This window comes from Porphyromonas endodontalis, from assembly GCF_052173515.1.
Classification (GTDB): Bacteria; Bacteroidota; Bacteroidia; order Bacteroidales; family Porphyromonadaceae; genus Porphyromonas; species Porphyromonas endodontalis_A.
Genome location: NZ_JBQMYL010000003.1, coordinates 137,792 through 161,518, shown reverse-complemented (window position 1 = coordinate 161,518; position 23,727 = coordinate 137,792). Strand labels below are relative to the sequence as shown.

Genomic DNA, 23,727 nt, shown 5'->3' with positions numbered 1-23,727 from the left:
CCTCCCATTCTTTGGACTTATTAGAAGTTCACACGCATACCCATTTGCCAGGTGCGTCCGAAGCCATACCATACAAGAGCGTCTTCGCCCGTGCGGAGGCCTGTAGTTGCATCAACCTTGCTTCCGTCGGTAGCATCTGCAATATACTTGGTATTGAGGAGGTTGTTTACACCACCAAAGATCGTTGCATTCATACCCTTGTAGAGCTCGAAGTTGTAGCTAGCCGAGAGGTCTACGAGAGAGTAGTTAGGCATCTTCCAAGAATCACCTGTGAAGACTTCTACCTCACCACCCTTCTTAGTGAGACGGTTTGTAGGCTCAAAGGCTGCATAGTTCTTGCCATAGTAGTTGTAGTTACCACGTAGATGTAGGCGGGGGAATACTTCCCAATCAAAACCTACAGCAGCGGTTATTTGTGCAGAGTTACCTACGTGTACGCCGTTAAGGTCGATCTGGCCTTCTCCCAAGAACTCTTGAGACTCGTTGTAGATATCGTACTTAGAGATACCACCCCAACGCCAGTCTCCGAGAGAGAACATACCGGTAAGACGTAGTTCCTTCGCAGGACGATATTCCAAATCAAGCTCGATACCCTTGTGGAGAGCTGAGAGGTTGCGGAAGTTCCAGTACTGATTCTTCTCTAGTACACTATTACGACGGAGGAAGCGATCGTCCCACTTTGTGAAGTAACCATTGAGGTTGGCGCGGAACACTTCGTTTTGGAAGCCGTAGCCGAGCTCTACCGTCATGATCTTTTCATTAGTGAGGTGCTTATTTATTTGGGTCGAATAGTTGAGGAATGCTCCGGCAAACTTAGGAGCACGAGTGAAGTACCCTGCGTTAAAGAAGAAGTTATTGTAATCGAGGAACTTGTATGAAGCCCCAGCCTTGATGCTCCAAGGCATGAGATTTACTCGGTCACTTGCGGTACGCTTCACGAAGTCAGGTCCGTAGAGAGGGTTGCTGAGGAAGTTAGCATGATTCGTTGTGCTATAACCTTCGGGCACGAGATAGCGATACCCCTCGTAGGTCAAAGAACCTGACAAGAAAGCGTCGAACATTTCGCTCGTGAACTCTCCTTGGGCAAATAGACCGGCCCAAACAACTTCTCCAATGTTGTGGTAATCATACTTATCTCCCTTATTGAGTGCTGTCTTCCCGCCATCTACCTGAGATTGGAAGAGAAGGCTTTGGAAGTTTTGACCACCAAGCAAGCTATAAACTTCTTTGTAGTGGTCTCCACGATAGTAGCGACCATCAAATCCGGCAGTCAAGGTGAAGTTTTCGTCTAGGCGATTGCGGTAAGAAGAAAGCAATCCGAACCACTTGTGGTTGTTCACGCTATTACCAAGGATTACCTGAGACCCCTTGTCTCCATTAGCAGCATTGGCAGCATACACAGCTTCCCAGTCGATCAATCCATCGGGGGTAGCCTTAAAGTTGGTGGGGTTAGGACCTATAACATTACCTGCATTGTCCTTAATCACTTTGTAAGAACGCTCTCCTTTGTAAGTTTCAATCCAGTTGCTATAATAGCCATTTTTGTCTTTGAGCCCATCTACACGACGACCGCCACCCGAAGCAATAGAGGCATAAAGAGCCGTGCTGAGAGAGGACTTGTCGTTAATTGTCCAATAGTGGTTCAAAGAGAGCTGAGGCTTATGGTAGAAGTTGTAGCGGGGAGTAAGTACCTTACCATCGAGGTAACCATACTCAAGGTTCATACGTGCACCATCAGGGTGGTTATCGTATTGAGATTGGAGATGGCGAGAAGAACGCTGATTGTGCCACTGAGGAGCACCAAAAGCGGTAAACGAAAGGGTGTGTGCCTCATTGATCTTCTTAGAGATGTTGAGGAAGTAGCTATACCCGCGGAAGTCTGTTGCCTTTACGTAACCTTCTCCGTAAGAAGTATTGGCAGAAGCCGTGATAGCCCAACCATTCTCCATCAGGCCGGTAGAGAGGTTGAAACCATACTTCACATAACCATCGTTACCAATACCCATGAAGACGTTGCCGCCTTTCTTAGCATCAGTGTTCTTGGTTACGATGTTAATAGTACCCCCTACAGAAGAAATGCCGAGGCGAGAAGCTCCGAGACCGCGCTGTACTTGTACCATTGAAGATACGTCCGAGAGGCCAACCCAGTTGCTCCAGTATACCTTACCACCTTCCATATCGTTTACAGGTACCCCGTTGATAAGCACCCCGAGGTTATCGGTATCGAAACCACGCATCATAATGCGAGAATCCCCAAAACCACCTCCGGAACGAGTAACGTACACAGAAGGAGAGGACTTAAGAAGCTCAGGGAACTCTGTGTTAAAGGCTTTGGATTCAATTTGTTTGAGGGAAATGTTGCTCACCGGCACGGGCACTTTGCGATCCTTAGGCACCACAGAAGCAATTACTTCTACCTGACCAAGGCTCACAGCATCGGGAGTCAACAAGATTTTCCCAAGCTCCACAGTCTTAGCTCCGGTGCCTACTTTATCCAAAATGATTTGATTGTAACCAATGCTACGAATCGTAATCTTGGCACGATGAGGTACATCTATACGGAACTTACCATCAAGGTCGGAAGTCACCCCTCTAAGGGTAGATCCTTGTCCCGTAGTTACCGATGCTCCAACAATGGGAGCATTATTCTCAGCATCCAACACCTGGCCGGTTACTACCACCTGGGCGAAGGACACTCCTACCCCTGCTATCATAAGCGCGATAGCGAAGAGCAAACGGAATACATTCTGTCTCATAGTTTTTCGTACTTTCTATGCGTTCATATTTTCTATACGAGGGCAAAGATATCCCATTTTTGCCACGTACCACTCATTATCAAGAGAATAAATAAAAATTCCCCGAATCAAGAAAGATGGTTTTCTTTTTAGGAGTTGTCAAAAAGACTTCCCTTTTGATTGAAATCATGCATTGTGTCGGGTCTTTTGTGAGAGAGGTGTGTTTTGTTGATTTTTCTGAGGGGATCCTCTTTAAGGCCACTTGGACAGGAATGCTAAATGCTCTAGAGATTTAAATCTCGTTCTCCAAAGCCTCTTGATCTCTGTTGCCGGCATTGATACGCTTGGTGCTATGGCTTTTCTCGAATGATAGAATCCGTCTAGAATGTTTTTTGTATAGAAAAAAAAACTACCTTTGCAGGCGAGATGAGGGGCCCCTAGGGTAAGTGTACTTGTAGGCTAAGCGCGCGAGTGGGGTTACCTTAGAGGGTGTCTTATTTGTTGTAGAATTAGATTTTACATAAACATATGAAGAAAAGAATTATTATCTCACTTGTTGCGTTGCTTATGCCTTGTGGCCTTTTTGCGCAGAAGGTTGCCCTAAAAACCAACTTGCCGCATCTCGCAACAGTTACCCCCAACCTTGCTCTCGAGATTGGACTCGGTAGTCGTACAACCTTAGATTTGTACGGAGCTTTCAACAACTTTGATCTTATGAAAGACAATACCAAATGGCATCATTGGTTGGCTCAACCAGAGTTGCGTTTTTGGACTTGCGAGAAGTTTGATGGCTTTTTCTTTGGCGTGCACGCCATGGGTGGACAGTTCAATATCGGAGGTCTTAAGCTTCCTCCTTTAGCTTATACCTGGGAAGGTAATATGATAGCCAGCCTTCCGAATTATCGCTATCAAGGTTGGTACCTTGGAGGAGGGATTAGTTTCGGTTATCAGTGGGTCTTAAGTAATCGCTGGAACTTCGAGGCTAGTCTTGGTGGTGGTTACAACCATGTGTGGTACGAGAAGTTTAATAAAGAAAAGTGTGGTCCGAAGTGTGGTGAAGGGGAAGGTAATTACCTCGGGATTACGAAGGCAACCCTCTCGCTAGTGTATCTTTTCGACTAATATTTCTCCTCGTGGGAAGTCCTTTTTATTTACCATAACCCTATAGATAAAAGTAACGACAATGAAACTAAATAGACTATTTCTCGTCCTTTCCTTCTTGTTCCTCGGTATACAAGTGGGGCGTGCCCAAGATAATCTTTCTCATCGCTATCAAAATCTCAAGATTGTTCGTGTGAAGGATTATCTAGGGAAAACAAAGACTGTCAAGATCGATTTTGACTTTGATATTAATACCCTTGTAGACCTCAAATCTACAGAAATGCTCTTTGTTTCACCTCAACTCCTTGGTGCTAATAAGGAGGAGCCGAAGCTTCTTCCTGGTCTTATGCTTGCGGGCAATAATAAGTATCTTACAACGCGTCGTAAGATTGCTTTAGGTAATACTAGCAAGCTTTTTATGCCCCCTGCACAGCTTTACAAGCTCAAAGACCTCAAGGGGAAGACCTTTGTGCATTATTCTCAAGAGATTCCTTTTGAGGATTGGATGCGTGATGCTAGCTTTGGGGTCTCCGAACAGATTTTGGGCTGTGCTAGCTGTCCTAATGTAGGTGCGGCACCTTATGTCTTCGCTCGAGTTTATGAAGATCCTTACAAACCACAATATCAAAATCTTTATGTAAAACCTGCTGTAGAGGCTGTTAAGCAGCGTGCTGATAGACAAGAAGCTCGCTTCAACTATAAGCAAGGTCGTTATGAACTTCTCAGAGATTTTGGCAACAACGCGGCTGAGTTTAAGCGTGTAGATGAGTTTATTAAATCATTTATTAATGATAAGAATCTCAGTGTGAGTGATTTTGCTATTGATGGTTATGCTTCACCAGAGGGTAACTTCCAAAGCAATATCACTCTCTCTAAGAATCGTGCTTACTCTTTTGCTAGCTATTTGAAGACTACCTATAACATCGCCTCTAATCGCATGAAGATCAATTGGTATGGTGAGGACTGGGATGGCCTTCGCAAAGCTGTAGAAGCAAGCTCTCTTACTAATAAGAGTCAGATTGTTGATATCATTGACAAGTACGATACCGATCTTAAGCGTGAAGCAGCTATCTCTGCTCTCGATGGGGGAGTCACCTTTGCTAAATTGCTTAAGGATTTCTATCCACCACTCCGTCGTAACGTATATAGTGTGAGCTATGTAGTTAAGGGCTTTACGCTTGAAGAGGCTCTCAAGGTGTATCGCACCAAGCCTGGCCAGCTCAGTCTTGAAGAACTTTTCCATGTAGCTAATACCTATGAGAAGGGTAGCAAAGAGTTTATTGATGTGTTTGAGACGGCTGTAGCTCTCTTCCCCAATGATCCTGTTGCAAATCTTAATACAGGGTCTGCTCTTCTTGAGAGTGGGCAAAGCGAAAAGGCCATTAGGCATCTTCGTAAGGCTGGTGATACTCCCGAAGCAAATAATAACCTTGGGATTGCTTATTCACAGATGGGAGAGTATAATAAGGCTCGTGCCTATTTTGAAAAGGCACTGAAGCAAGGATGCAAACCTGCTGAACAGAATATTGCAGAACTTGATAAGTTAGAGAAGTCTCTCTGATAACCTATCCTTTGTAGAGAATAACGCTCTACGAGATTAAGGTTTTACTCATCAGGGGTTGTAGCCACAGGGTGGTTGCAACCCCTTTCTTTTGTTTGAATTTGTTTCGAGCCTAGGGTGATAGGGGTGTGACAGTTGGAAGGTTTTACCCGTTTCTCTACTTGCGATAGTGTTGAGAGTGGGTGGTTCTGCTGTGGCATTTGGGTGGTTTCGGATGCTTCCTTGCCTGGATTTGTGTCGAGTATTGGTTGGTTTGGAAAAGACTATAGGGTGGTTATAATTCTTTTCTTGGCTAAAGGGAGGAAAGAGTTGAGGGGGGGGGAGGTTTTTTTACACGAACCTAATATTAGAAAGAGAAAGGCTTCTTGTTTCTACGTAGATTTAGGCTAAGTCTGCTCGTAGAGCGTACGGGTGTGGTGATAGAAAGGTTCTCTTCTCTATGGCTTTGCGGTGTTTTATGCGGAATTTTCTACCTATGGCGAGGAGGTATTCTCCTCCTCTCTTTCAAAAAGAATAGCCTCTCTTTCTGCTCAAGGAGGATCTTTGAGGAAACCTTGTCACCTGAAATCTTTCTCTTTTCTTCTAAGCCTTTGTATCTCTATTCCTTTTTCCCGAGAAGATTTTCCTCGCTTTTGCATTCTCTTACATAGGGCTCTCTTCTTACCTTTTGCATCTTTGTTTTTATTTTTGTTATTCGCAATGTTGCCACTTCTTTCTTGTGGTAATGTTGCTTTTTAGTGGGGGTTGACAAATGTCTGTATTGTCATTCTTCTTGTCTTAGATTGTTTTTTAGATTGAAGATTTATCTGTTTTATAGTCTTGTTCCCATTTCTTTTTCTGTCTATTATTTCTCTCTTTTTCTTTTCTGTATTGCCAAATATCCCTCTCTCTCTTTTCTTTTAATTGTTGAGTTCTATTCTGGTTTTGGTGATATTTGTAAAATGAGCTTTGCAATTTAATGCTCTTCATTAAAAAATAATGCTCTTATGTATTGCACATGTCATCGGATGGTGTATATTTGTATTGCGAAATGATTTTAATGAAGGTGTAGGGCGACATTATAGCCGGTTTTCTCCTCAAAATCTTTCAAAGAGGCAATATGGAGTTGATTTTACAACTTGTAAAAGAACACAACTAGAGGGAAGCGCCCTTTAGTATTCTCCCCACTAAGAAGGTAATAGATAGAATCTAACTTAAATAGTAAGAGTATGAAAAAATTTGTATTGCTGCTAACTACGCTGCTCGTTTCAGTGGGTTTAGCGATGGCTCAGACAAGAGTCGTCAAAGGTACGGTCACGTCTGCTGAAGATGGCTCTCCCGTGATTGGGGCTGCCGTTGTGCTTAAAACGGACATGACTAAGGGTACTACTACCGACTTCGATGGGAAATTTCGCTTAGAAGTGCCTTCGTCTGCAAAAACTCTCTTGGTTAGTTTTATGGGGATGAAGACGGAAGAGGTTACCATTACAGGCGGTGATCTCAAAATTGTGCTTGCCTCGGACTCCAAGGTAATGGAGGAGGTTGTTGTTACAGGTTACACTACCACGAGTAAGAAGGCGTTCACCGGAGCTGCAAGTTCTGTAGGTGCCGAAACGGTAAAGGCTAAGTTTGATGCCAATCCGATTAACGCTCTTAATGGTAATGTGCCCGGTCTCCAGATGAGCCAAGCCAGCGGTCAGCCCGGAGCTCCTACCACTATCTTTGTTCGTGGGCGTAACTCTCTTAATTCGGGTACGCAGCCGCTGTACGTAATTGACGGGGTACCTCTAGAGACGGGTGTGATGGGTACCCGTACTAGAGAAGGGGTGCAGGTTTCTCCTCTTTCTACCTTGAATTCAGACGATATCCAGTCTATCACCGTGCTAAAGGATGCTACGGCGACCTCTATTTATGGAGCTCGTGCTGCTAATGGTGTGATTGTAATTACAACCAAACGCGGCCGTGCCGGATTCAAGATGAACTTCTCGGCTCGCATGGGTTCTAGTATGATGCCTCGTACGATCAATGGTTATCGTCCCGTAGATGCGGCTACTTACAAAGAACTTGTGACAGAGGGGATTCTTAATACCCATAAGTATAGCTCTCTAGGGCTCAATTCTGTCTTTGATATTTACAACAATAAATATTCTCTTGGACTTACTCCGGATGCTGAAGGAGCTGCCAAATTCCTTGAGTGGTATACGGATATCCCTAATATAGCCGGTGCAGGTACCGACTGGGTTAAAGAGGTAACTCGCTCGGGATTCCAACAGAGTTATAATCTCGACCTAAGTGGTGGCGGTGATACACCTCGATCGCCTCGTTACTTCGTTTCGTTCGATTATATGAATGATAAGGGTATTGTACGAGGCAAAGACCTTGAGCGTTATGCTCTTCGTCTTAACTTGGACCAAGCTCCTTTTGAGTTCTTTGCGTACGGTTTGAACACCTCTTTCTCAAAGACAACCACCAATATGGGTACCGGTGGAGGTTACTTCTCAGATCCCATCACACAGGCTTTTATGCAGAGCCCGATGAGCCCTGTCAAAGACGAGAAGGGTAATTGGAATTTCAATACCGTCAATGGATACAACCCGGTTGCTCAACGTAGTAAATATGGGGATAAGAATATGGGGACACAATATCGTGTGCTTTTCTCTCCCTATGCTACACTTAAGTTCAACGACTGGCTCAGCTTTACCTCTCGTTTTGGTCTTGATGCTTACTATCTAGACGACTTCGGTTACTGGTCTTTCTTGCAGCCTCAAGGTCGTGATATGGGAGGTATGGGAGAAAATGGGCACTACCTCAATTTCTATACCACTATCACCAATACGTTCAATATCAATAAGAGCTGGGGTGAGCATCACCTCAACGCCCTAATTGGTCAAGAGGGGCAGCGCACTTATAGTAAGAGCTCGTATCTTGCAGCAAAGAACTATTCTTCGGAAACACTTACTGATATTGTTCTTGCCTCTGTTCCCTCAGATGCAAGTCAGTCTTCTGATGAGCTTCGTCTGCTCAGTTTCCTTTCCAATGCGGAGTACAACTATGCGAGCCGTTACTATCTCTCGGCTAGCTTCCGCTATGATGCTTCCTCTCGCTTCCACAAAAAGAATCGTTGGGCTCCTTTCTGGGCTCTCGGTGCTAAGTGGCGCATGAGCAACGAGGCATTTATGGCAGATACCGAAGATTGGCTCAACGATCTAACCCTCCGTATTAGTTACGGTACATCGGGTAACCAGGCTGTTGGCTCAGGGTGGTATGCAGGACGTTCGCTCTACGACTTTGGCTACTCTTACAACAATCGTCCCGGTAGCCTTTTCCTTCAGTTTGCCAATCCAGACCTCAAATGGGAGCAAACAGGGAAGTTTAACGTAGGGTTTGATACCCGTCTATTTGATCTCTTGAGTATTGGTTTCGACTTCTATAACCACGATACCAAAGACATGGTCTTCGAGGTGCCTATCTCAGGGACTGTAGGGCTACCCACCTACTATTCAGGAGTTGCTTATTACAAAAACATTGGATCTCTCAACAATAAGGGGATTGAGTTTACTGTGGCTGTTGATGCTATCAAAACAAAAGATACACAACTCACCTTTACACTCAATGGGTCGCACAACAAGAATACCCTCACCAAGTTGAGCAATGATAATCCTATCATCGAAGGTTCTCAGATCCGTAAAGTTGGCAACGATATCTATACTTTCTACCTCAAAGAATGGGCAGGGGTTGATCCTCAAACAGGGGTTGGCACTTGGTACAAGGGCAAAGAAGGTAAGGAGGTCACAACTGATTACAACGAAGCGAAAGAGCGTGAGGTAGGAAAGGCAAGCCCCGACTTCCAAGGCGGTTTCAAGACAGACTTCCGATACAAGAACTTCGATGTTTCATTCCAGCTTGGTTGTTCTTTGGGTGGAAAGATCTATGGTAATCACCTTCGTTATGACGAACAGGTTGGGAATGGTTTCGGTAACAACTATATCCAATATGTGGCCGACAATCGTTGGAAGAAGCCCGGGGACAATGCTTTAGTTCCCATGTTGGTAGACGATCCTAAGATCTCTTGGAATAAGAGCTCTACTCGCTTCTTGATGGATGGTAGCTACCTCAAGCTCCAAAATATTATGCTTGGTTATACTTTCCGTGGCAAGTCATTCAAGACAGTCGGTCTTAGCTCAGTACGTGTATTCGTAAGTGGTGAAAACCTATTTACACTCACGGCTAAGAACTACCGTGGTTTCGACCCCGCAAGTGTAGCTGCCGATGGCATTGCTTGGTGGAATTATCCCGTACCTGCTCGCTTTACAGCCGGTGTTTCTCTTGGGTTCTAATGGAGTATTCATAATATAATAGACAGATCATTATGAAAAAGATATTTGTTTCATTTATAGGGGTTATCGCAGCTCTTTTGTTTACAGGTTGCAATATGGATGTACCCCTCACGCACAATACCGATGGTGATAAACCTATGGAAACAGTGCAAGATGTAACCAATGCACTCCATGGAGCTATGCAGCAGTTTGGTGGGCATCGCTTTATGGGGCGTAACTATGTAGCCACAGGAGACTTCTGCGGCGATATTGCCAATGCAAGTGCTTCCACAGGACACTTCCTTAATATGAATGGGTGGACGTTTGACGAAAACACAGGAGACCTTGAGGAAATGTGGCAATCTGGATATGTGATTATTGTAGCTTGTACCCGAGGGATAGAAGGTGCCAATCATGTGATGGCTAAGGTCTCTTCTGATGAAGAAAAGCAGACTCTTACCAATTGCCTCCAGCAATTTTACGGGCTCAAAGCTGCCACCTACTTCTACCTTTCCAATATCTTCTGCAAAGCTTATAGTGCTGAGCATGCTCCCGGTTTGGGTCTTGTCCTTGTAAAAGATGAGATTATAAAGCCGGAGCAAAAAGTGGAGCGTTCTACCCTAGAGGATACATATAAGTACATTCTAGAGCTTATCAATAAGGCGTATACCTACGATAATCAGGAGACTAGCCCCTTCTTTATCAACCCGATCAACCTCAAGGCTATTGAGGCAAAGGTACGTCTCTATATGAGGGACTATGCCGGGGCTTTGGCCGCAGCCGATGCAGTGGTTACCAGTGATCTTTATAAGAAGGTGAACCTAGAGGAGAAGGATTATCTCGCTATGTGGCAGACTGTGGCTACAGTTCCCGAAGATGTCTTCACCATTGTAAAGAGTGATAACGACAACCTTAGTGCCAATGCTCTCAATACGCTCTATGGTAGTTATAAGGGAACGATTGATCTCACTTTTATACAACCTCTGTTTGCAGCAGGGGACTATCGTGCTAAGCTATTTGATGAAGCGAAATCAAGAACCCTCAAATACGAAGGAACTCCTACAGCTCAGGCTGTGAGCAATATCCACGTTATCCGCCTATCTGAGGTATACCTCATCAAGGCCGAGGCTGCTGCCCAGCTTGGTAATGTGGCAGAAGCACAGACCGCTCTCCTCTATACAGCGAAGCGTAACCCTGCCATCACGGCAGTGGCTGATCTGCCTTCTACTAAAGAAGACCTTCTCAAGTTCATTGCAGAAGAGCGTATACGCGAGCTATTTACAGAGGGAAATCGTCTCTATGACCTCCGTCGTACCGAGGCTACTGCAACGATTGCAGGTAAGGCAAACTTTAAGCCTTACAACTCAGTATTCCCCATCCCTGCTAGTGAAATCAATGCCGGTTTTATGACGCAGCAAAACGACGACTGGGCAAGCAATCTTCCTAAGTAATAGTATATGCTACCTCTCGAGAGCGAGGGGTAGCATTTGATATCTCAACAAAAGTTAGAGCCGTGTGTCAATTGTCTTTGTACATTGATGCACGGCTTTTTTATGCTCCAAGACCTCTATTTCTTTTTCTCCAAGCCTGAATTAAATCTTCTCTTTCTCTTGTTTTTCTTTTGAAAAAAGAGTACATTTGCCTCTGAATAAATAACACAAAGGCATTAGTATTTGAGAGGGGTCGAGCATCGATTTGGCTCGTTTAGTCACACCCTTTTATTGTTTAATTTGTGTTTTTGGTGCCTTAGGAAATGTGATGAATAAGAGAGGCGTATTTTTCTTTTGTGTGCGGAGTCTTTTGTTTTTCTCTGCATTGTTTGGAGTTGGTAATGGGTGGCTATTGGCACAGGAGCAGTTCGGTGGACAGCCGAGGGGCGTCGGATCCGTGGTAGCCACACGGGCAAAGGTAAACCTTAGGCAGCTTAATAGGCAGGATACCGAGGCTCTTCTCTCATGGAAAAACCGGCAAGATGGCGTTTTTTACATAGGGCAGACTATACCCCTAGATAAGGAGGCAAGCTTTTGGCAGTACAACCCCGATTTATCGGTTTGGCAACTTGAGATTTCGGCACCTGGAGCCAAAGCTCTTACTTTATATTACGCCTCTTTTGAGATCCCTCAGGGTGCTCGATTGTTTCTCTATACTCCAACAGGGAGTGAGGTGCTGGGGGCTTATACAGAGGTCTCGGCACCCAAGCGATCGGGAGCGCACTTTGCAACGGAGATGCTAATGGGGGATAGGGTTATCCTTGAGTACCAATCCTCCGCCTGTGGAGAAGCCCCAAAGGTGGAAGTTGAATCCCTAGGCTATATCGTCCGTCTCCCTAGAGGTCGTGGGCTTCGTGCGGATGGTTACGACTATGCCGGCGAAGATAATTCCGGCTCTTGCATGGTCAATATCAATTGCGAGGAGGGAGAGGCGTGGCAAAAGGAGAAGAAGAGTGTAGCGTTTATTCAGACGAAAGTAGGTAATGATATAGCCGTATGTACGGGTACTTTGCTTAATAATAGCAAGCAAGATGGTGCCCCCTACCTCATTACGGCAGCGCATTGTGCTATCCCCGGTGAGGGTAGGCAGGCTTCGGCAGAAGACCTTGAGCAATGGATCTTTTACTTCCATTACGAAAAAGAGAAGTGCGGCAACGAGAGTGCGGCCTCGCTACACGCAGTATCCCTTGTGGGGGCGGAGCAATTGGCGGTTAGCTCGCTCAAGGGCGGAACAGATGCTCTCTTCTTGCGGCTAAAGGAGGCGATTCCCCCCTCGTATGATCTCTATTTTAGTGGATGGTCGCGCTCTTCTACGGTTCCTGCTTCGGGTGTCGGGATACATCACCCCTCGGGAGATGCTACTAAGATTTCTACTTATACCGCCACCCCTCGGGTAGATAGATGGGACGAATCCTCTCAAATGGATGCCCATCTCGATGTAACCTACACAGCTACCAAGCATGGGCATGGTGTGACAGAAAAAGGCTCTAGTGGATCGGGTTTATTTGACGCAGAACACCATTTGGTAGGTACCCTAACGGGTGGGACAGCTGCCTGTACTGCACCCGAGGGAACCAACTATTACGGCAGACTCGCAGCGCACTTTGGGAGTATGGGCTTGGCTCAATGGCTTGCCCCTGAGAACTCAGATCTTCTCTCCCTTGCAGGGCATTACCCCTTGGGGGATAGGGCTAGAGTACGCGACTTTGTGGTCTGGCAGGGCCAGCAGGGGGTGCATGCCTCCTGGGTCGCTCCCGATGGGGATTTAGGCTCTCTACAGGGTTATGTATTGTACGTGGATAATCAAAAAGCACTATCGATACCCAAGGATAGGCAAACCGCTCTCCTCGATTACCAGCAAGAGGGCACGCATTATATCTCCATCACCGCCCTCTATACGGATGGTGAGAGTCGCCCCGTGGGTACTCATTTTTCCTCACAGAGTCGGCATATTTCAGTTCCCATAGATGCTCTAGCGGAGGGCAAAGTGCATTGGAAGAAGCCACAACTAAGGCAGGTTTGGTCGTATAATGCAAGAATAACCCCGGAAGAGTTGATTAAGGTGGGCGATATAGAGACGGCCTCTTTCTTCTACGTAGGGGTGCGCTATGGGGCAGACCAATTAAGAAATGCAGTGATGCGCGGCAAGTACATTACCGCCCTTCGCTTTGTCCCTATCAGTGCCAAAGCTATTCCCTACCTATACATAAGGCAGGGGGATCGCACCTATGTGCAGAAGGTCGTTTTGCCTGAGCAACTGGGGCAGTTGCAGGAGGTTGCTCTTACCACTCCTTTTGAACTAACGGAGACTGAGCCCCTATTTGTAGGGCTTCGATTTAGGGGGGACACGAAAGCACCTTTCGTTGCAATGACCCACGAGAGTAGACTGTTGGGGCGTAGTATGCTCGCCTCTCTCAATGGAGAAAACTTCTTCGAATACAAGACTCTGACCCATAGTTTGGCTCTAGAGACTGTGGTCTCGGATAGGAGTTTGACAAGCAAAGTCGTAGAGGTGTATAGGGGAGAGTATCCTAGCGTATTCCCTTCTATTACAGGTTATAATATACTCTATGATGGACAGTCAATAGGGCAAACACAGGAAAAAGGGGACGAGCAGAATAGGTTCGATCTCCCCCCGGAGTGCCAAGACGAAACGAAGCTAAAGATAGAAGCGATTTTGTCTGACGAGAAACCCTCTTATACTCAGCCGTTGGTGGATGGCAACCCCACTCCCCGTCTCTATATTGATGCAGGTGGGCATCCCTATTTGCCGGATTCGGGAGCTGTAGAGCGAGTTCTTTTTTATGATCTATCGGGGCGTTTGTTGGGAGATTTACCCCCGCAGCAATTGAGTGGAATAATCCTCTCACCGGGGCAATACCTCGCCCAAATCGTACTAGAGGGAGGCTCCATTTGCTCGCAGAAGCTACATGTTCATTCAAATTAAAAGCATAAATGGTTTAATTGAAAACAAAGAAAGATTATGAAACACCGCTACATTTTTTCTACTGCTTTAGCTTTTGCCTTTGTGGCATGGCAGGCTCTCTCTCTGAGAGCGAATGCGCAAGAAACGGATAAGTGGACCACCGTACTGCACGAGACTTTCGATTCGTTTACCAAGGGGACTAACAACACGGCCAATGCCCCCTCAGAAGATCTCAAGGTCTCTGCCGACGCAACGCTCAAAGACTTTGACCTCTCTAAGTCGAAGGACTTGTACGAAGCCGGTGGAGCCGTTCTTTTCCATGGTGATAAAGGAGCCTTGCTTATCACTAAACCTATGGACTTCTCAGGAGAGGAGATCAAGATCACGATAAAGGCAAAGTCTTTTGAGACCTCAAAGTATATCTACTTCCGCTTCGATAAGGAAGACTACGACTCGGAGAACGAGACTGTGACAGCTACCTACGAAGAAGATTACGAGGTGCTTGAAATACTGATGCCTGCCGGAGACGAAAATTGTGCCCTCAAGATTTACACGAAGGATATGGGGATCTTTGGTGCTGCACCAAGTATCTACATTGACGAAATCAAGGTAGAAGCAAAAAATCGCATAGAGCCCACTCCCGATCCAACGCTCGTTGTAACGCCCAATAATATCATCTTCGAAGATTGTTCTCCCAACGAAGAGTCTTATGCCAAAGAGATAAATGTCAAAGGGCTTAACCTTGAAAATATCCCGACCTATAAGCTGGATCAAGCGGCCCCCTCCGAGGCGACCTTTACAGTAACAGGTACACTGACCAAAGAGGGTGGCAAACTTAGTGTTGTATTTAAGCCCCTCAAGCCCGGTGTACACGAGGCTAAGATTGAGATTGCAAGTGGCGAACTCAAGGAATCAGTACAGCTCAAAGGGCGCGGATTGGGCGGTAACCCCGTGGCCGGATTGCCCACAGATGCTCCTCTTACCGAGCTTAAAGAGACTTTTGCAACAGAGGGGCTTCCTAAAGGCTGGTCTACCTCTATTGCCGGTGGATATGAGGATTGGAAAATCGTTCCTTCGTCGTTTGATGCAACCAACATGGTGGCAACGATGGATATTTCGTCCACACCTTGGGACTTGGGTATGGCCTATTTGGTAAGTCCTTGCTTGAATAATCCCGAGAAACATATCCCTGAGGTTTCTTTCGATTTTGCTATGCTCAAGGGGAAAGCTCTGTTTACGACCACTTCGTTTATGGCCTATCTCATTGCACCGGACGGCACAATGGGTAATCCTATCTTCGAGATGAATTACGAAAAGCAGGCCGACTATGCAACCCTAAAGAAGGTCACCGTAAAGGCTCCGAATGCGCCCCAGGGAAAATATTTCCTTGCAGTGGCTTACAAAGGGGCATCCACAGCCGCTTATTCTACAGGGGTAGAGGTAGATAATATCGAGGTTAAATCGATGGAAGATACAGCCACGACCGACCTTGCCACAGGCGAAGCAAGGGTATGGCGCACGGCAAACACGATTTATTTCTCGGATATGAAGGGCTGCGAACTCAAGGTATATGCTCTTGATGGCTCCCTCCTCATCTCTTTCCCCAAGGCTCAAGACGGCTCTGTTACTCTCGTAGATCCGGACCAACGAGTAGTTGTTTGTTATGGAGAAAAGAGCCTCTTGCTCTAATTTAGAATAGGTAATATAGATAAGGATACAGAGATTATGAATGCGAATAAGAGAATGCTACAATGGGGAGTTGCCTCCCTACTTTTGATGCTGGCTTGTGCTTGTGGAGGACGCAGCAATATCCCTTTACCTCCAATAGAGAAGAGGGCGGAATACAAACTTCCCATCATTGATTACGATTTCGATGGGGGCGTAAACAAAATTATCAAGTTTGAGGCACAGCAGGGGCATCTCTACAATATGGCGGAGTCGGATGCCACTACGCTAGTTTTCACAACAGGGGACGAAGTTTACCCTCAAACGGTATATCGCCTAGAGAACCAGAGGATTGTAGAAGTGTATCAACCCTGCACTAAGGGTGATACTCTGAAGAAAGATCTCTCCAAGATAGACGAACTGTTGAAAGCGAAAGGATGGTCGGAGTGGGCTAATCCCGTGCAGAGGGGGGAGTGTGAGGCAGCCTATTTGCAAACTCGTACCATCAATGGTCAGAGCGTACAAATAGCCTCAGCGTTGGTCCGTACCACTACGAATCATGTGAAAAAGACAACCCCGGGCGTAACGTTTCTATTTGCAAGAGTGCAAAATGACATAGACTACAACAACGTGCGTATGCCCGAGATTTATTTTGATGCTGTGGGGAAAACCAAAGACGAACTGAAGGCCTACTTTGAGGGTAAAGGGCAGACGGTTAGCTTCTCTTCCTCGTTTTTGCGTGTGAAGGTGGATAACGTGGCTTTCAACAACGAGGTGCTTTACTTTTTCCCGGAGGGAGAAGAAAAGTGTTCGCAGATCATATTGACCTCGGTGAGTTTCGTGCTAAACAAGAGCGAAAACATAACAAACCAACTCAAGGGAAGGGGGTTCGAACTTAATAACGAGACGAATCTTATACGCACGTTCTACAACGAATCTCAAGATCTTTGGGCTATGGTTCGGATCTATCCTGCCAATCAATTCACCCAACCCAACATTGTATTTACTAAGAAGATTCAGCAGTAATTGTTACAAGTAGGGCCTCACTCCCTCCCTCTTGGAGAGAAATACGCTCTCAAGAGAGGGAGAGTGAGGTTCGGCTTTATGGGAGATAAGAATCCTTTATTGCCCCTTTTTGCTCGATTGATGCTAGGGTAGTAGATTCTCTTTCTTAGCTGCCCGAGGGATGATTTTAGTGCCTCTCTCGGGTAGCTCTTCCTTTTTATCCCCAAGCCTGTTCCCTGCTTTTGAAGTCCTTTTTGTGGGGCATTTCTTTGATATGAGGCGTTTAGTCCTTCGGTTTTTTTCCTCCTTTTGCTGCTTTATATTGCTCTTATTCGATCCTTTAATGGGGTGGGGTCAGAGTGACACAACGCGCTATACCCCAAGGGATTCTCTGTTGGATGCAGAAGAGCTCCGCGATGACCTTTTGGAGCAAATGCTAGAGCAAGGCACGTTAGACGAGGCAGAGGCAAGCGAAGTATTGGGGGAATTTGTGAGCGATCCGGCTTTGCGTATTGATGTAAATAGCGTGACCGAGGAGGAGCTTGTAGCAACGGGGCTTCTTACACCCTATGCAGCCCATCAATTCGTGTTGGCGCGTCTGCATCGCGGAGGAGCCTTTCGCTCTCTCCGAGAATTGAAGCAAATCCCGGGATGGGACATCCGTACCCTCCGTCGTGTTTTGCCCTATCTCGCCCTAATCCCCGTACGAGATCCATCGCAAGTTGTGCGCTCTTTGGGGCAGGGATCCTTCTCGGGGCAGCTCTCTTTGGGCGTAGCTCGTGGCGATTTTACCACCAAATCCAAGACTTTGGGCGACCCTTTTTCGCTCGATCTTAGGGCACGGTATCAGGTGCGCCACCGCTTCTCTTTGGGAGTACTAGGTGCGAGCCAACGTGGAGAACCCATCCTGCAACAACGTTACCCCCTGCTCGATAGAGGCGGCTTCCATCTTTCCTTGCAGCTCCCAGAGTACGCTCTTCGCCAACTCATTGTAGGGGATTATCGCCTTAAGATGGGATTGGGGTTGGTAGCCTATCAAGGGTTTATGAGAGGTACAGAGTTGCGCTTGGGGATGCCCCTGCCCACCTCTCCTGTGCAGGCTGCTCTCTCTGCCGATGAGGAGAATACCCTGCGAGGAGTTGCTACCGAACTGGGCTCCTCTGCTCTACGTTTCTCTCTTTTTTACTCGGATAGGAGGCGAGATGGAATATTCCATGAGGGCGACAATAGGGTACAACTCATGGCGACAACAGGCTACCATCGTACCCCTCTGGAGTGGAAGCATCGTCACCAAGTGCGAGAGAGGCTTGTGGGTGGGCGGATTGCCTTTCGTGCGGCACAAGGCTCTTTGGCTTTTAACTATCTCCGTATGGATTGGAGCGGGCGTCTCGTGCAGCAATTACCCCACTATGGATACCTCCGCGAGGCAAATGACTTGTCTTATCTACAGCATTTTTCTTTGGATTATCGAATGACTTCTCTCTCGGGGCAGTGGCTTAGTGCCGGGGAGATGGCACTCTCTACTCGAGGAGGGAAGGCGGCTCTTGCCTATGTAAGGTACCGCGATCCTGATAGGGGAGACTATACGCTTTCGGGTCGATATCTATCCTCCTCTTATATGGCTCCATTGGGTAATGCTCCCAGTCGTTTCGCTTACCCCGGTAATGAGATGGGGTGCTACATGGCGGCGCATTTACCCCTCTTAGACCAACTTGATTTGTTACTAAGTTGGGATGCTTACCGCTCTCTTGTGGTGCGTAAGGGGGAGGAGGCGCTTTCTCGTGGGGGACTTCTTGGGGTGCGTGCGAGGTACGCTTTTTCGCCCCAATGCCTACTTTATACACAATATCGTATGCACTACGAGCAGAACAAAGGGCAACGGCATTCTTTGCATATGCGAGGGGTTGTGCCCCTCTCTCCCGAGTGGAAAGCGACCGTAGGGGCACAAGTCAAGAGAAATCATATACGCCATGCAAAGCGTATGGCTTGGCACAGAGGGTTTTCTACTTCGTTGCAACTCGATTATACCCCCACGGAGCATTTGCGCATCGGCGGATTGGGCGTTTTTTACCAAACGGATTCGTTCAATGAGCGAAGCATCTACTATTCCCCCTATGTGCGTACAACCCATTTGCTTAGTACCTTTTATGGCAAAGGTATTGCCGGCATTGGATATGCGCGTTGGCGTATAGGAGAGCATTGGGCTGTTGAGGCAAAGGTGGTAACTACCCTGCTGATGCAGCCGAATAGGGGCACCTCTCGAGCAACACCGCAGACCACCGAGTTTGCCCTCTCGCTATCCCTATTATAGGCTGTGGGGAGAGTGCCTTTTCTCCTCTGCGTGGTTTCTGAAATTTTCCTGCCCTGCACTTTGAAATTTTCTACCCTGTAATCAAACTTTTTTCTATCAGAAAGAGACTCTCTTTTTGGCTGTCTTTTTTTGCATTTCTACCCTATGTCCAAAAAGGGGAGGGGAGAGGCGGTTGAGAGGAGGGGTGGGGATCGGATAGCCCCCATGGCATCAGGACGTTGTTTTGGGGAGGAGGGACGCCCCTTTGCTGGATTTTCTTCCCCCATGAATAGGGCATTATATCACGATAATAAGCTACCTTTGCGGGAGTGTTTAGATAATTACTAAATCATCTCTAGATATGAACAAAGACAACATCATCTTCAGCCTCATCGAGGAAGAGCATCAGCGCCAAATGAAAGGCATTGAGCTTATTGCCTCTGAGAACTTCGTAAGCGAACAGGTAATGCAGGCTATGGGTAGCTGCATGACCAATAAGTATGCCGAAGGGTATCCCGGTAAGCGTTACTATGGTGGTTGCGAAGTAGTAGACAAAAGTGAGCAAATCGCCATTGATCGCATCAAGCAACTCTTTGATGCAGAGTGGGCAAACGTACAACCTCACTCAGGAGCACAAGCCAACATGGCCGTTCTCCTCGCTTGTCTAGAGGCTGGCGACACCTTTATGGGACTTAACCTCGATCATGGTGGTCACCTTTCTCACGGTTCTCTTGTTAATAGCTCAGGTATCCTCTATAAGCCCGTGGGCTACAACCTCAGCCGCGAGACCGGTATGGTAGACTACGATGAGATGGAGCAACTCGCTCGTCAGCACAAGCCCAAGCTCCTTATCGCCGGTGGTTCGGCTTACTCTCGCGAGTGGGACTACGAACGCATGCGTAAGATTGCCGACGAAGTAGGGGCTATCTTCATGGTGGATATGGCTCACCCTGCCGGGCTTATCGCTGCCGGTCTTCTCAAAAACCCTGTAAAATATGCTCATATCGTAACCTCTACAACGCACAAGACACTCCGTGGTCCTCGTGGAGGTATCATCCTTTTGGGTAAAGACTTTGAGAATCCTTGGGGTAAGAAAACACCTAAGGGCGAGATCAAGAAGATGTCTCAATTGCTCGACTCTGCCGTATTCCCCGGAGTACAAGGTGGTCCGCTTGAGCATGTTATTGCTGCTAAGGCTGTTGCTTTTGGCGAAGCTCTCGACCCCTCATTCAAGGTATATCAAGAGCAGGTAAAGCTCAATGCAGCTACCATTGCTAAGGCCTTTATGGATTGTGGTTACAACGTAATCTCTGGTGGTACGGACAACCACTCAATGCTTATTGACCTCCGCACCAAGTATCCCGATCTTACGGGTAAGGTAGCAGAGAAGGCTCTCGTAGCTGCTGATATTACAGTGAATAAGAACATGGTTCCCTTCGATAGCCGCTCTGCATTCCAGACTTCGGGCTTCCGCGTGGGTACTCCTGCTATTACTACTCGTGGCGTGAAAGAAGACAAGATGCCCCTCATCGTTGAGCTTATCGACCGCGTACTTCGTGACCCGGAAAATGATGCTGTAATCGCTGCCGTTCGTGCCGAAGTAAACAACATGATGCGCGAGTATCCTATCTTCGCTTGGTAATTCCACTATTTGTTAAATAGGATCCCCTCTCTGGCTGCTCAGTGGCAGTGGAGAGGGGATTTTCATATAGATTCTCTTGCTGCTCTGTATGGTAGAAATGGAACGAAATGAACCTACGATTCCCTCCTGCTTTACCTATGAAAAACCACTTTCGACCTCCTTTCTAATTCCTTATAAAAGTCTTTGAGAGAATAATAGTAGTTAAATATCGAAATTCCCTTGATGAAGTGGAATCAAAACCGCCCCAAAATAATTATCTTCGCATTCGTTAATGAGAATGTAAATGAAGCACCACGATTCGAAAACTAAACCTGAAGTTTCCTTCTCTTCGATAGATATCGAAACAGATGTACTCTTCGCTGACCATCCGTTGCAATACTCGGCGGCTGTGGCGTCTTCGCTACGGAAGCCCCCTGCTATTGTATCGCTTACGCACGATGCGCCTCGCCCCTTAGAGACTGAGGATGAGTACGCTATTGTGATGCCTCTTGATGGGGATCTTGTAGTGAGAGAGGCTCCCTATCTTGATAGAGTATTGCGTCAAGATCATATGCTCTTTCTTCCCTATTTTACGAACCTTTCTTTGCATACATTGGCAAAGGAGAGCTCGTTTTTGATTTTCCGTTTCCTCCCTAGTATCCAACTTTGTGCAGGGCGTTGCCCCAATAAAGAGCTTTGTGGTGTAGATTTGGATCATCACCGTCGTTCGGTGGACTCAGATACCCAACTCGTTTCGGGCACTGCCTATCTACAGGTCAATCATCCCACCGATAGTTGGTGTCAAACAGTCGCTTCCTACATTAGAAAGGGCTGTACTACGCTCTCTCTTTATGAGTACAAGTTGCGCGAGTACTTCTATATTTTGCGTAACTTCTACAACCGACAAGAGGTAGATACTTTCCTTGATAACTTCCATTGTCGTAACGTGGGATTCCGAGCTTTTGTCTATCGACACCATCTTGATTGCCGCAACGTGGAGGAATTGGCTCAGATACTTGGGATGTCGCTATCGACCTTTAAGCGTACGTTCAAAGAGGAGTTCAATTGCCCCCCTCTCCAGTGGATGCATAAACAAAAGGCTGTCTATATCTACCGAGATCTCGTCGCAAAGGAATTGACCCTTGCCGAGGTGGCAAAGAAATATCACTTCTCTTCGGTGAGTTATCTTTGCGCTTTCTGTAAGAAAATGCTCAATGCCACCCCGATGAAGATTAGTGGGCAGAAGCTATAGTTTTGCTCTTCCCCTGTTTCATGGTAGAGGGGTGAGGTGTGCGAGCCGGAGCAAAGAATTAAAGGCTAACGAGCATGGATTGTTGCATTATGTAGCCAACAATCGGGGAGAGTTGTTATCTTTGTTATCACGATTCTCGCACTGAAAATAAATCTGAAGTAGCTAATAACTACGATATGATGCAAAACAAAAATAAGCTTCTACTAGCTACAATCCAGGGAACTGATCGCCCCGGCGTAACCGCTTCGCTCATGCAAATCCTCGCGGAGCACGATGCCTTTATCCTCGATATTGGTCAGGCGGACATCCACAGTAACCTTAATCTGGGAATCCTCTTCCAGACGACAGAGGAGGCTTCCGGAAAGATCCTCAAAGATCTTTTGTTCCGTAGTTACGAGATGGGCGTCTCTATTCGCTTCTCTCCCATTACCAACGAAAATTATACGCATTGGGTAGAAGCTCAAGGTAAGAACCGCTACATCATCACAGTGGTAGCCCACAAGATTACCGCTGAGATGCTTGCTGCTCTTACAGAAGAGGCTGCCAGCCAAGGGCTTAATATCGACAATATCCGTCGCCTTACAGGGCGTATTCCTCTAGAGAAAGACGCCCGAGCTCCTATGGCAAGTATCGAGTTCTCAATGCGAGGTACACCTAACGATCTAGATACCCTTAAGGAGTCTCTTTTGCGCATTTCGGCTGATCTCAATATGGATATCTCCTTCCAGAGAGAGTCGATGTTTCGCCGGATGCGTCGTCTCATCTGCTTCGATATGGACTCAACACTTATTCAAACTGAGGTGATAGACGAGCTGGCCATCAAAGCCGGTGTGGGCGACAAAGTAAAGGAAATAACCGAGCGCGCCATGCGTGGCGAGATTGATTTTCGTGAGAGCTTTACCGAGCGAGTGGCTCTACTTAAGGGCTTGGATGTGTCTGTAATGCAGGAGATTGCAGAGAATCTCCCTATGACAGAGGGTATCGATCGTCTCATGAAAGTGCTTAAGTTCATGGGCTATAAAATTGCCATCTTGTCGGGAGGGTTTACCTACTTCGGTCACTATCTCCAGAAAAAATTTGGGATAGATTACGTGTATGCCAATCAGCTGGAAGTGGGCGAAGATGGCAAGCTCACAGGGCGATATGTGGGCGAGATCGTAGATGCTCATCGCAAGGCTGAATTGCTAAAATTGATTGCCCAAGTAGAGAAGGTAGACCTACAACAGACCGTAGCCGTAGGGGATGGAGCCAACGACCTCCTTATGCTGCGAGAGGCAGGGCTGGGTATTGCCTTCCACGCCAAACCCAAGGTGAAGGCAACCGCACGGCAGAGTATCTCGTTTGTGGGGCTCGATGGTATCCTTTACTTCTTGGGGTACAAAGACTCCATGTTCGACGAGACGCTCATCAATCATCAGATTATCTAAGGGTGGTTTTTCCTCTGTTAGTTAAATAAATTCTTCTTGATTATTCACTAGTACAATGGTACGTCACCTCGTTACCTTTACTCTAGGGGGCTTTGATTCGCCCGCTGCTGCTCAATCCCATCTTCAGAAAATAAAAGTAGCTTTGGAGGCTCTCCCCGCTAGGATCCCTGCCCTCAAGGCCATGCGTGTACATCCCAACGAAAACCCTGCCGAAGCTGTGGGCTTTATCCTAGAAGCTGACCTAGATACTTGGCAAGATCTACCCCTCTATGCCGAGCATCCGGAGCATCAGAGTGTGGTAAAAGAGCTCATCGCTCCATACAAAAAAGGGCGTGCGTGTGTCGATTTTGAGATTTAAA

General features: G+C 46.8%; 13 protein-coding genes. 12 read left to right on the top strand and 1 reads right to left on the bottom strand.

Going from position 1 to position 23,727, the window contains the following annotated elements; all coding sequences use genetic code 11:
• Positions 1–20: 20 nt before the first annotated feature.
• Entirely contained in the window at positions 21–2,756 is a 2,736-nt protein-coding gene (locus ACTTHR_RS02590) for a TonB-dependent receptor plug domain-containing protein (RefSeq protein WP_442605081.1), read from the bottom strand.
• 507 nt (positions 2,757–3,263) lie between these two features.
• Here ACTTHR_RS02590 and ACTTHR_RS02585 point away from each other — a divergent pair.
• The 12 genes from ACTTHR_RS02585 to ACTTHR_RS02530 all read left to right on the top strand — a co-directional run bounded on the left by ACTTHR_RS02585 (position 3,264) and on the right by ACTTHR_RS02530 (position 23,726).
• Positions 3,264–3,857 (top strand): DUF3575 domain-containing protein, encoded by a 594-nt coding sequence (locus ACTTHR_RS02585; RefSeq protein ID WP_304284885.1) that lies wholly within the window; start codon positions 3,264–3,266, stop codon positions 3,855–3,857.
• Positions 3,858–3,918: 61 nt separating this feature from the next.
• A complete protein-coding gene (locus tag ACTTHR_RS02580; protein WP_442605080.1) occupies positions 3,919–5,397 on the top strand; it encodes a tetratricopeptide repeat protein in 1,479 nt (492 codons plus the stop codon).
• A 1,208-nt stretch (positions 5,398–6,605) separates the two neighbouring features.
• Positions 6,606–9,713, top strand: coding sequence for a SusC/RagA family TonB-linked outer membrane protein (locus ACTTHR_RS02575; RefSeq protein WP_442605079.1), 3,108 nt, complete (start codon positions 6,606–6,608; stop codon positions 9,711–9,713).
• Positions 9,714–9,745: 32 nt separating this feature from the next.
• On the top strand, positions 9,746–11,143 hold the full coding sequence (locus tag ACTTHR_RS02570) for a RagB/SusD family nutrient uptake outer membrane protein (protein ID WP_442605078.1): 1,398 nt from the start codon (positions 9,746–9,748) through the stop codon (positions 11,141–11,143).
• Between the two features lie 307 nt (positions 11,144–11,450).
• Positions 11,451–14,129: a trypsin-like serine peptidase gene (locus ACTTHR_RS02565; protein ID WP_442605077.1), complete on the top strand. Its 2,679-nt coding sequence runs from the start codon at positions 11,451–11,453 to the stop codon at positions 14,127–14,129.
• 36 nt (positions 14,130–14,165) lie between these two features.
• Complete coding sequence (locus ACTTHR_RS02560; RefSeq protein WP_442605076.1) at positions 14,166–15,797, top strand: hypothetical protein; 1,632 nt, start codon at positions 14,166–14,168, stop codon at positions 15,795–15,797.
• 36 nt (positions 15,798–15,833) lie between these two features.
• Entirely contained in the window at positions 15,834–16,799 is a 966-nt protein-coding gene (locus tag ACTTHR_RS02555; RefSeq protein ID WP_442605075.1) for a hypothetical protein, read from the top strand.
• Positions 16,800–17,121: 322 nt separating this feature from the next.
• The gene (locus ACTTHR_RS02550; protein WP_442605074.1) at positions 17,122–19,089 is read left to right on the top strand and encodes a hypothetical protein; all 1,968 of its coding nucleotides are present in this window, start codon (positions 17,122–17,124) and stop codon (positions 19,087–19,089) included.
• Between the two features lie 340 nt (positions 19,090–19,429).
• Complete coding sequence (gene glyA, locus ACTTHR_RS02545; protein WP_304284877.1) at positions 19,430–20,710, top strand: serine hydroxymethyltransferase; 1,281 nt, start codon at positions 19,430–19,432, stop codon at positions 20,708–20,710.
• 283 nt (positions 20,711–20,993) lie between these two features.
• Complete coding sequence (locus tag ACTTHR_RS02540) at positions 20,994–21,941, top strand: helix-turn-helix transcriptional regulator (protein ID WP_442605073.1); 948 nt, start codon at positions 20,994–20,996, stop codon at positions 21,939–21,941.
• Positions 21,942–22,120: 179 nt separating this feature from the next.
• Positions 22,121–23,368 carry a phosphoserine phosphatase SerB gene (gene serB, locus ACTTHR_RS02535; protein ID WP_040580630.1) on the top strand — a complete coding sequence of 416 codons (1,248 nt, stop codon included), beginning with the start codon at positions 22,121–22,123 and terminating at the stop codon, positions 23,366–23,368.
• 55 nt (positions 23,369–23,423) lie between these two features.
• Complete coding sequence (locus tag ACTTHR_RS02530; RefSeq protein ID WP_442605072.1) at positions 23,424–23,726, top strand: Dabb family protein; 303 nt, start codon at positions 23,424–23,426, stop codon at positions 23,724–23,726.
• Position 23,727 lies beyond the last annotated feature (1 nt).

What these genes read in the sequence shown, in the direction of transcription:
- glyA (WP_304284877.1), top strand. Translation starts at nt 19,430, where the DNA reads ATGAACAAAGACAACATCATCTTCAGCCTCATCGAGGAAGAGCATCAG.
- ACTTHR_RS02590 (WP_442605081.1), bottom strand. Translation starts at nt 2,756, where the DNA reads ATGAGACAGAATGTATTCCGTTTGCTCTTCGCTATCGCGCTTATGATA.
- ACTTHR_RS02550 (WP_442605074.1), top strand. Translation starts at nt 17,122, where the DNA reads ATGGGGTGGGGTCAGAGTGACACAACGCGCTATACCCCAAGGGATTCT.
- ACTTHR_RS02585 (WP_304284885.1), top strand. Translation starts at nt 3,264, where the DNA reads ATGAAGAAAAGAATTATTATCTCACTTGTTGCGTTGCTTATGCCTTGT.
- ACTTHR_RS02540 (WP_442605073.1), top strand. Translation starts at nt 20,994, where the DNA reads ATGAAGCACCACGATTCGAAAACTAAACCTGAAGTTTCCTTCTCTTCG.
- ACTTHR_RS02565 (WP_442605077.1), top strand. Translation starts at nt 11,451, where the DNA reads ATGAATAAGAGAGGCGTATTTTTCTTTTGTGTGCGGAGTCTTTTGTTT.
- ACTTHR_RS02530 (WP_442605072.1), top strand. Translation starts at nt 23,424, where the DNA reads ATGGTACGTCACCTCGTTACCTTTACTCTAGGGGGCTTTGATTCGCCC.
- ACTTHR_RS02555 (WP_442605075.1), top strand. Translation starts at nt 15,834, where the DNA reads ATGAATGCGAATAAGAGAATGCTACAATGGGGAGTTGCCTCCCTACTT.
- ACTTHR_RS02580 (WP_442605080.1), top strand. Translation starts at nt 3,919, where the DNA reads ATGAAACTAAATAGACTATTTCTCGTCCTTTCCTTCTTGTTCCTCGGT.
- ACTTHR_RS02570 (WP_442605078.1), top strand. Translation starts at nt 9,746, where the DNA reads ATGAAAAAGATATTTGTTTCATTTATAGGGGTTATCGCAGCTCTTTTG.
- serB (WP_040580630.1), top strand. Translation starts at nt 22,121, where the DNA reads ATGCAAAACAAAAATAAGCTTCTACTAGCTACAATCCAGGGAACTGAT.
- ACTTHR_RS02560 (WP_442605076.1), top strand. Translation starts at nt 14,166, where the DNA reads ATGAAACACCGCTACATTTTTTCTACTGCTTTAGCTTTTGCCTTTGTG.
- ACTTHR_RS02575 (WP_442605079.1), top strand. Translation starts at nt 6,606, where the DNA reads ATGAAAAAATTTGTATTGCTGCTAACTACGCTGCTCGTTTCAGTGGGT.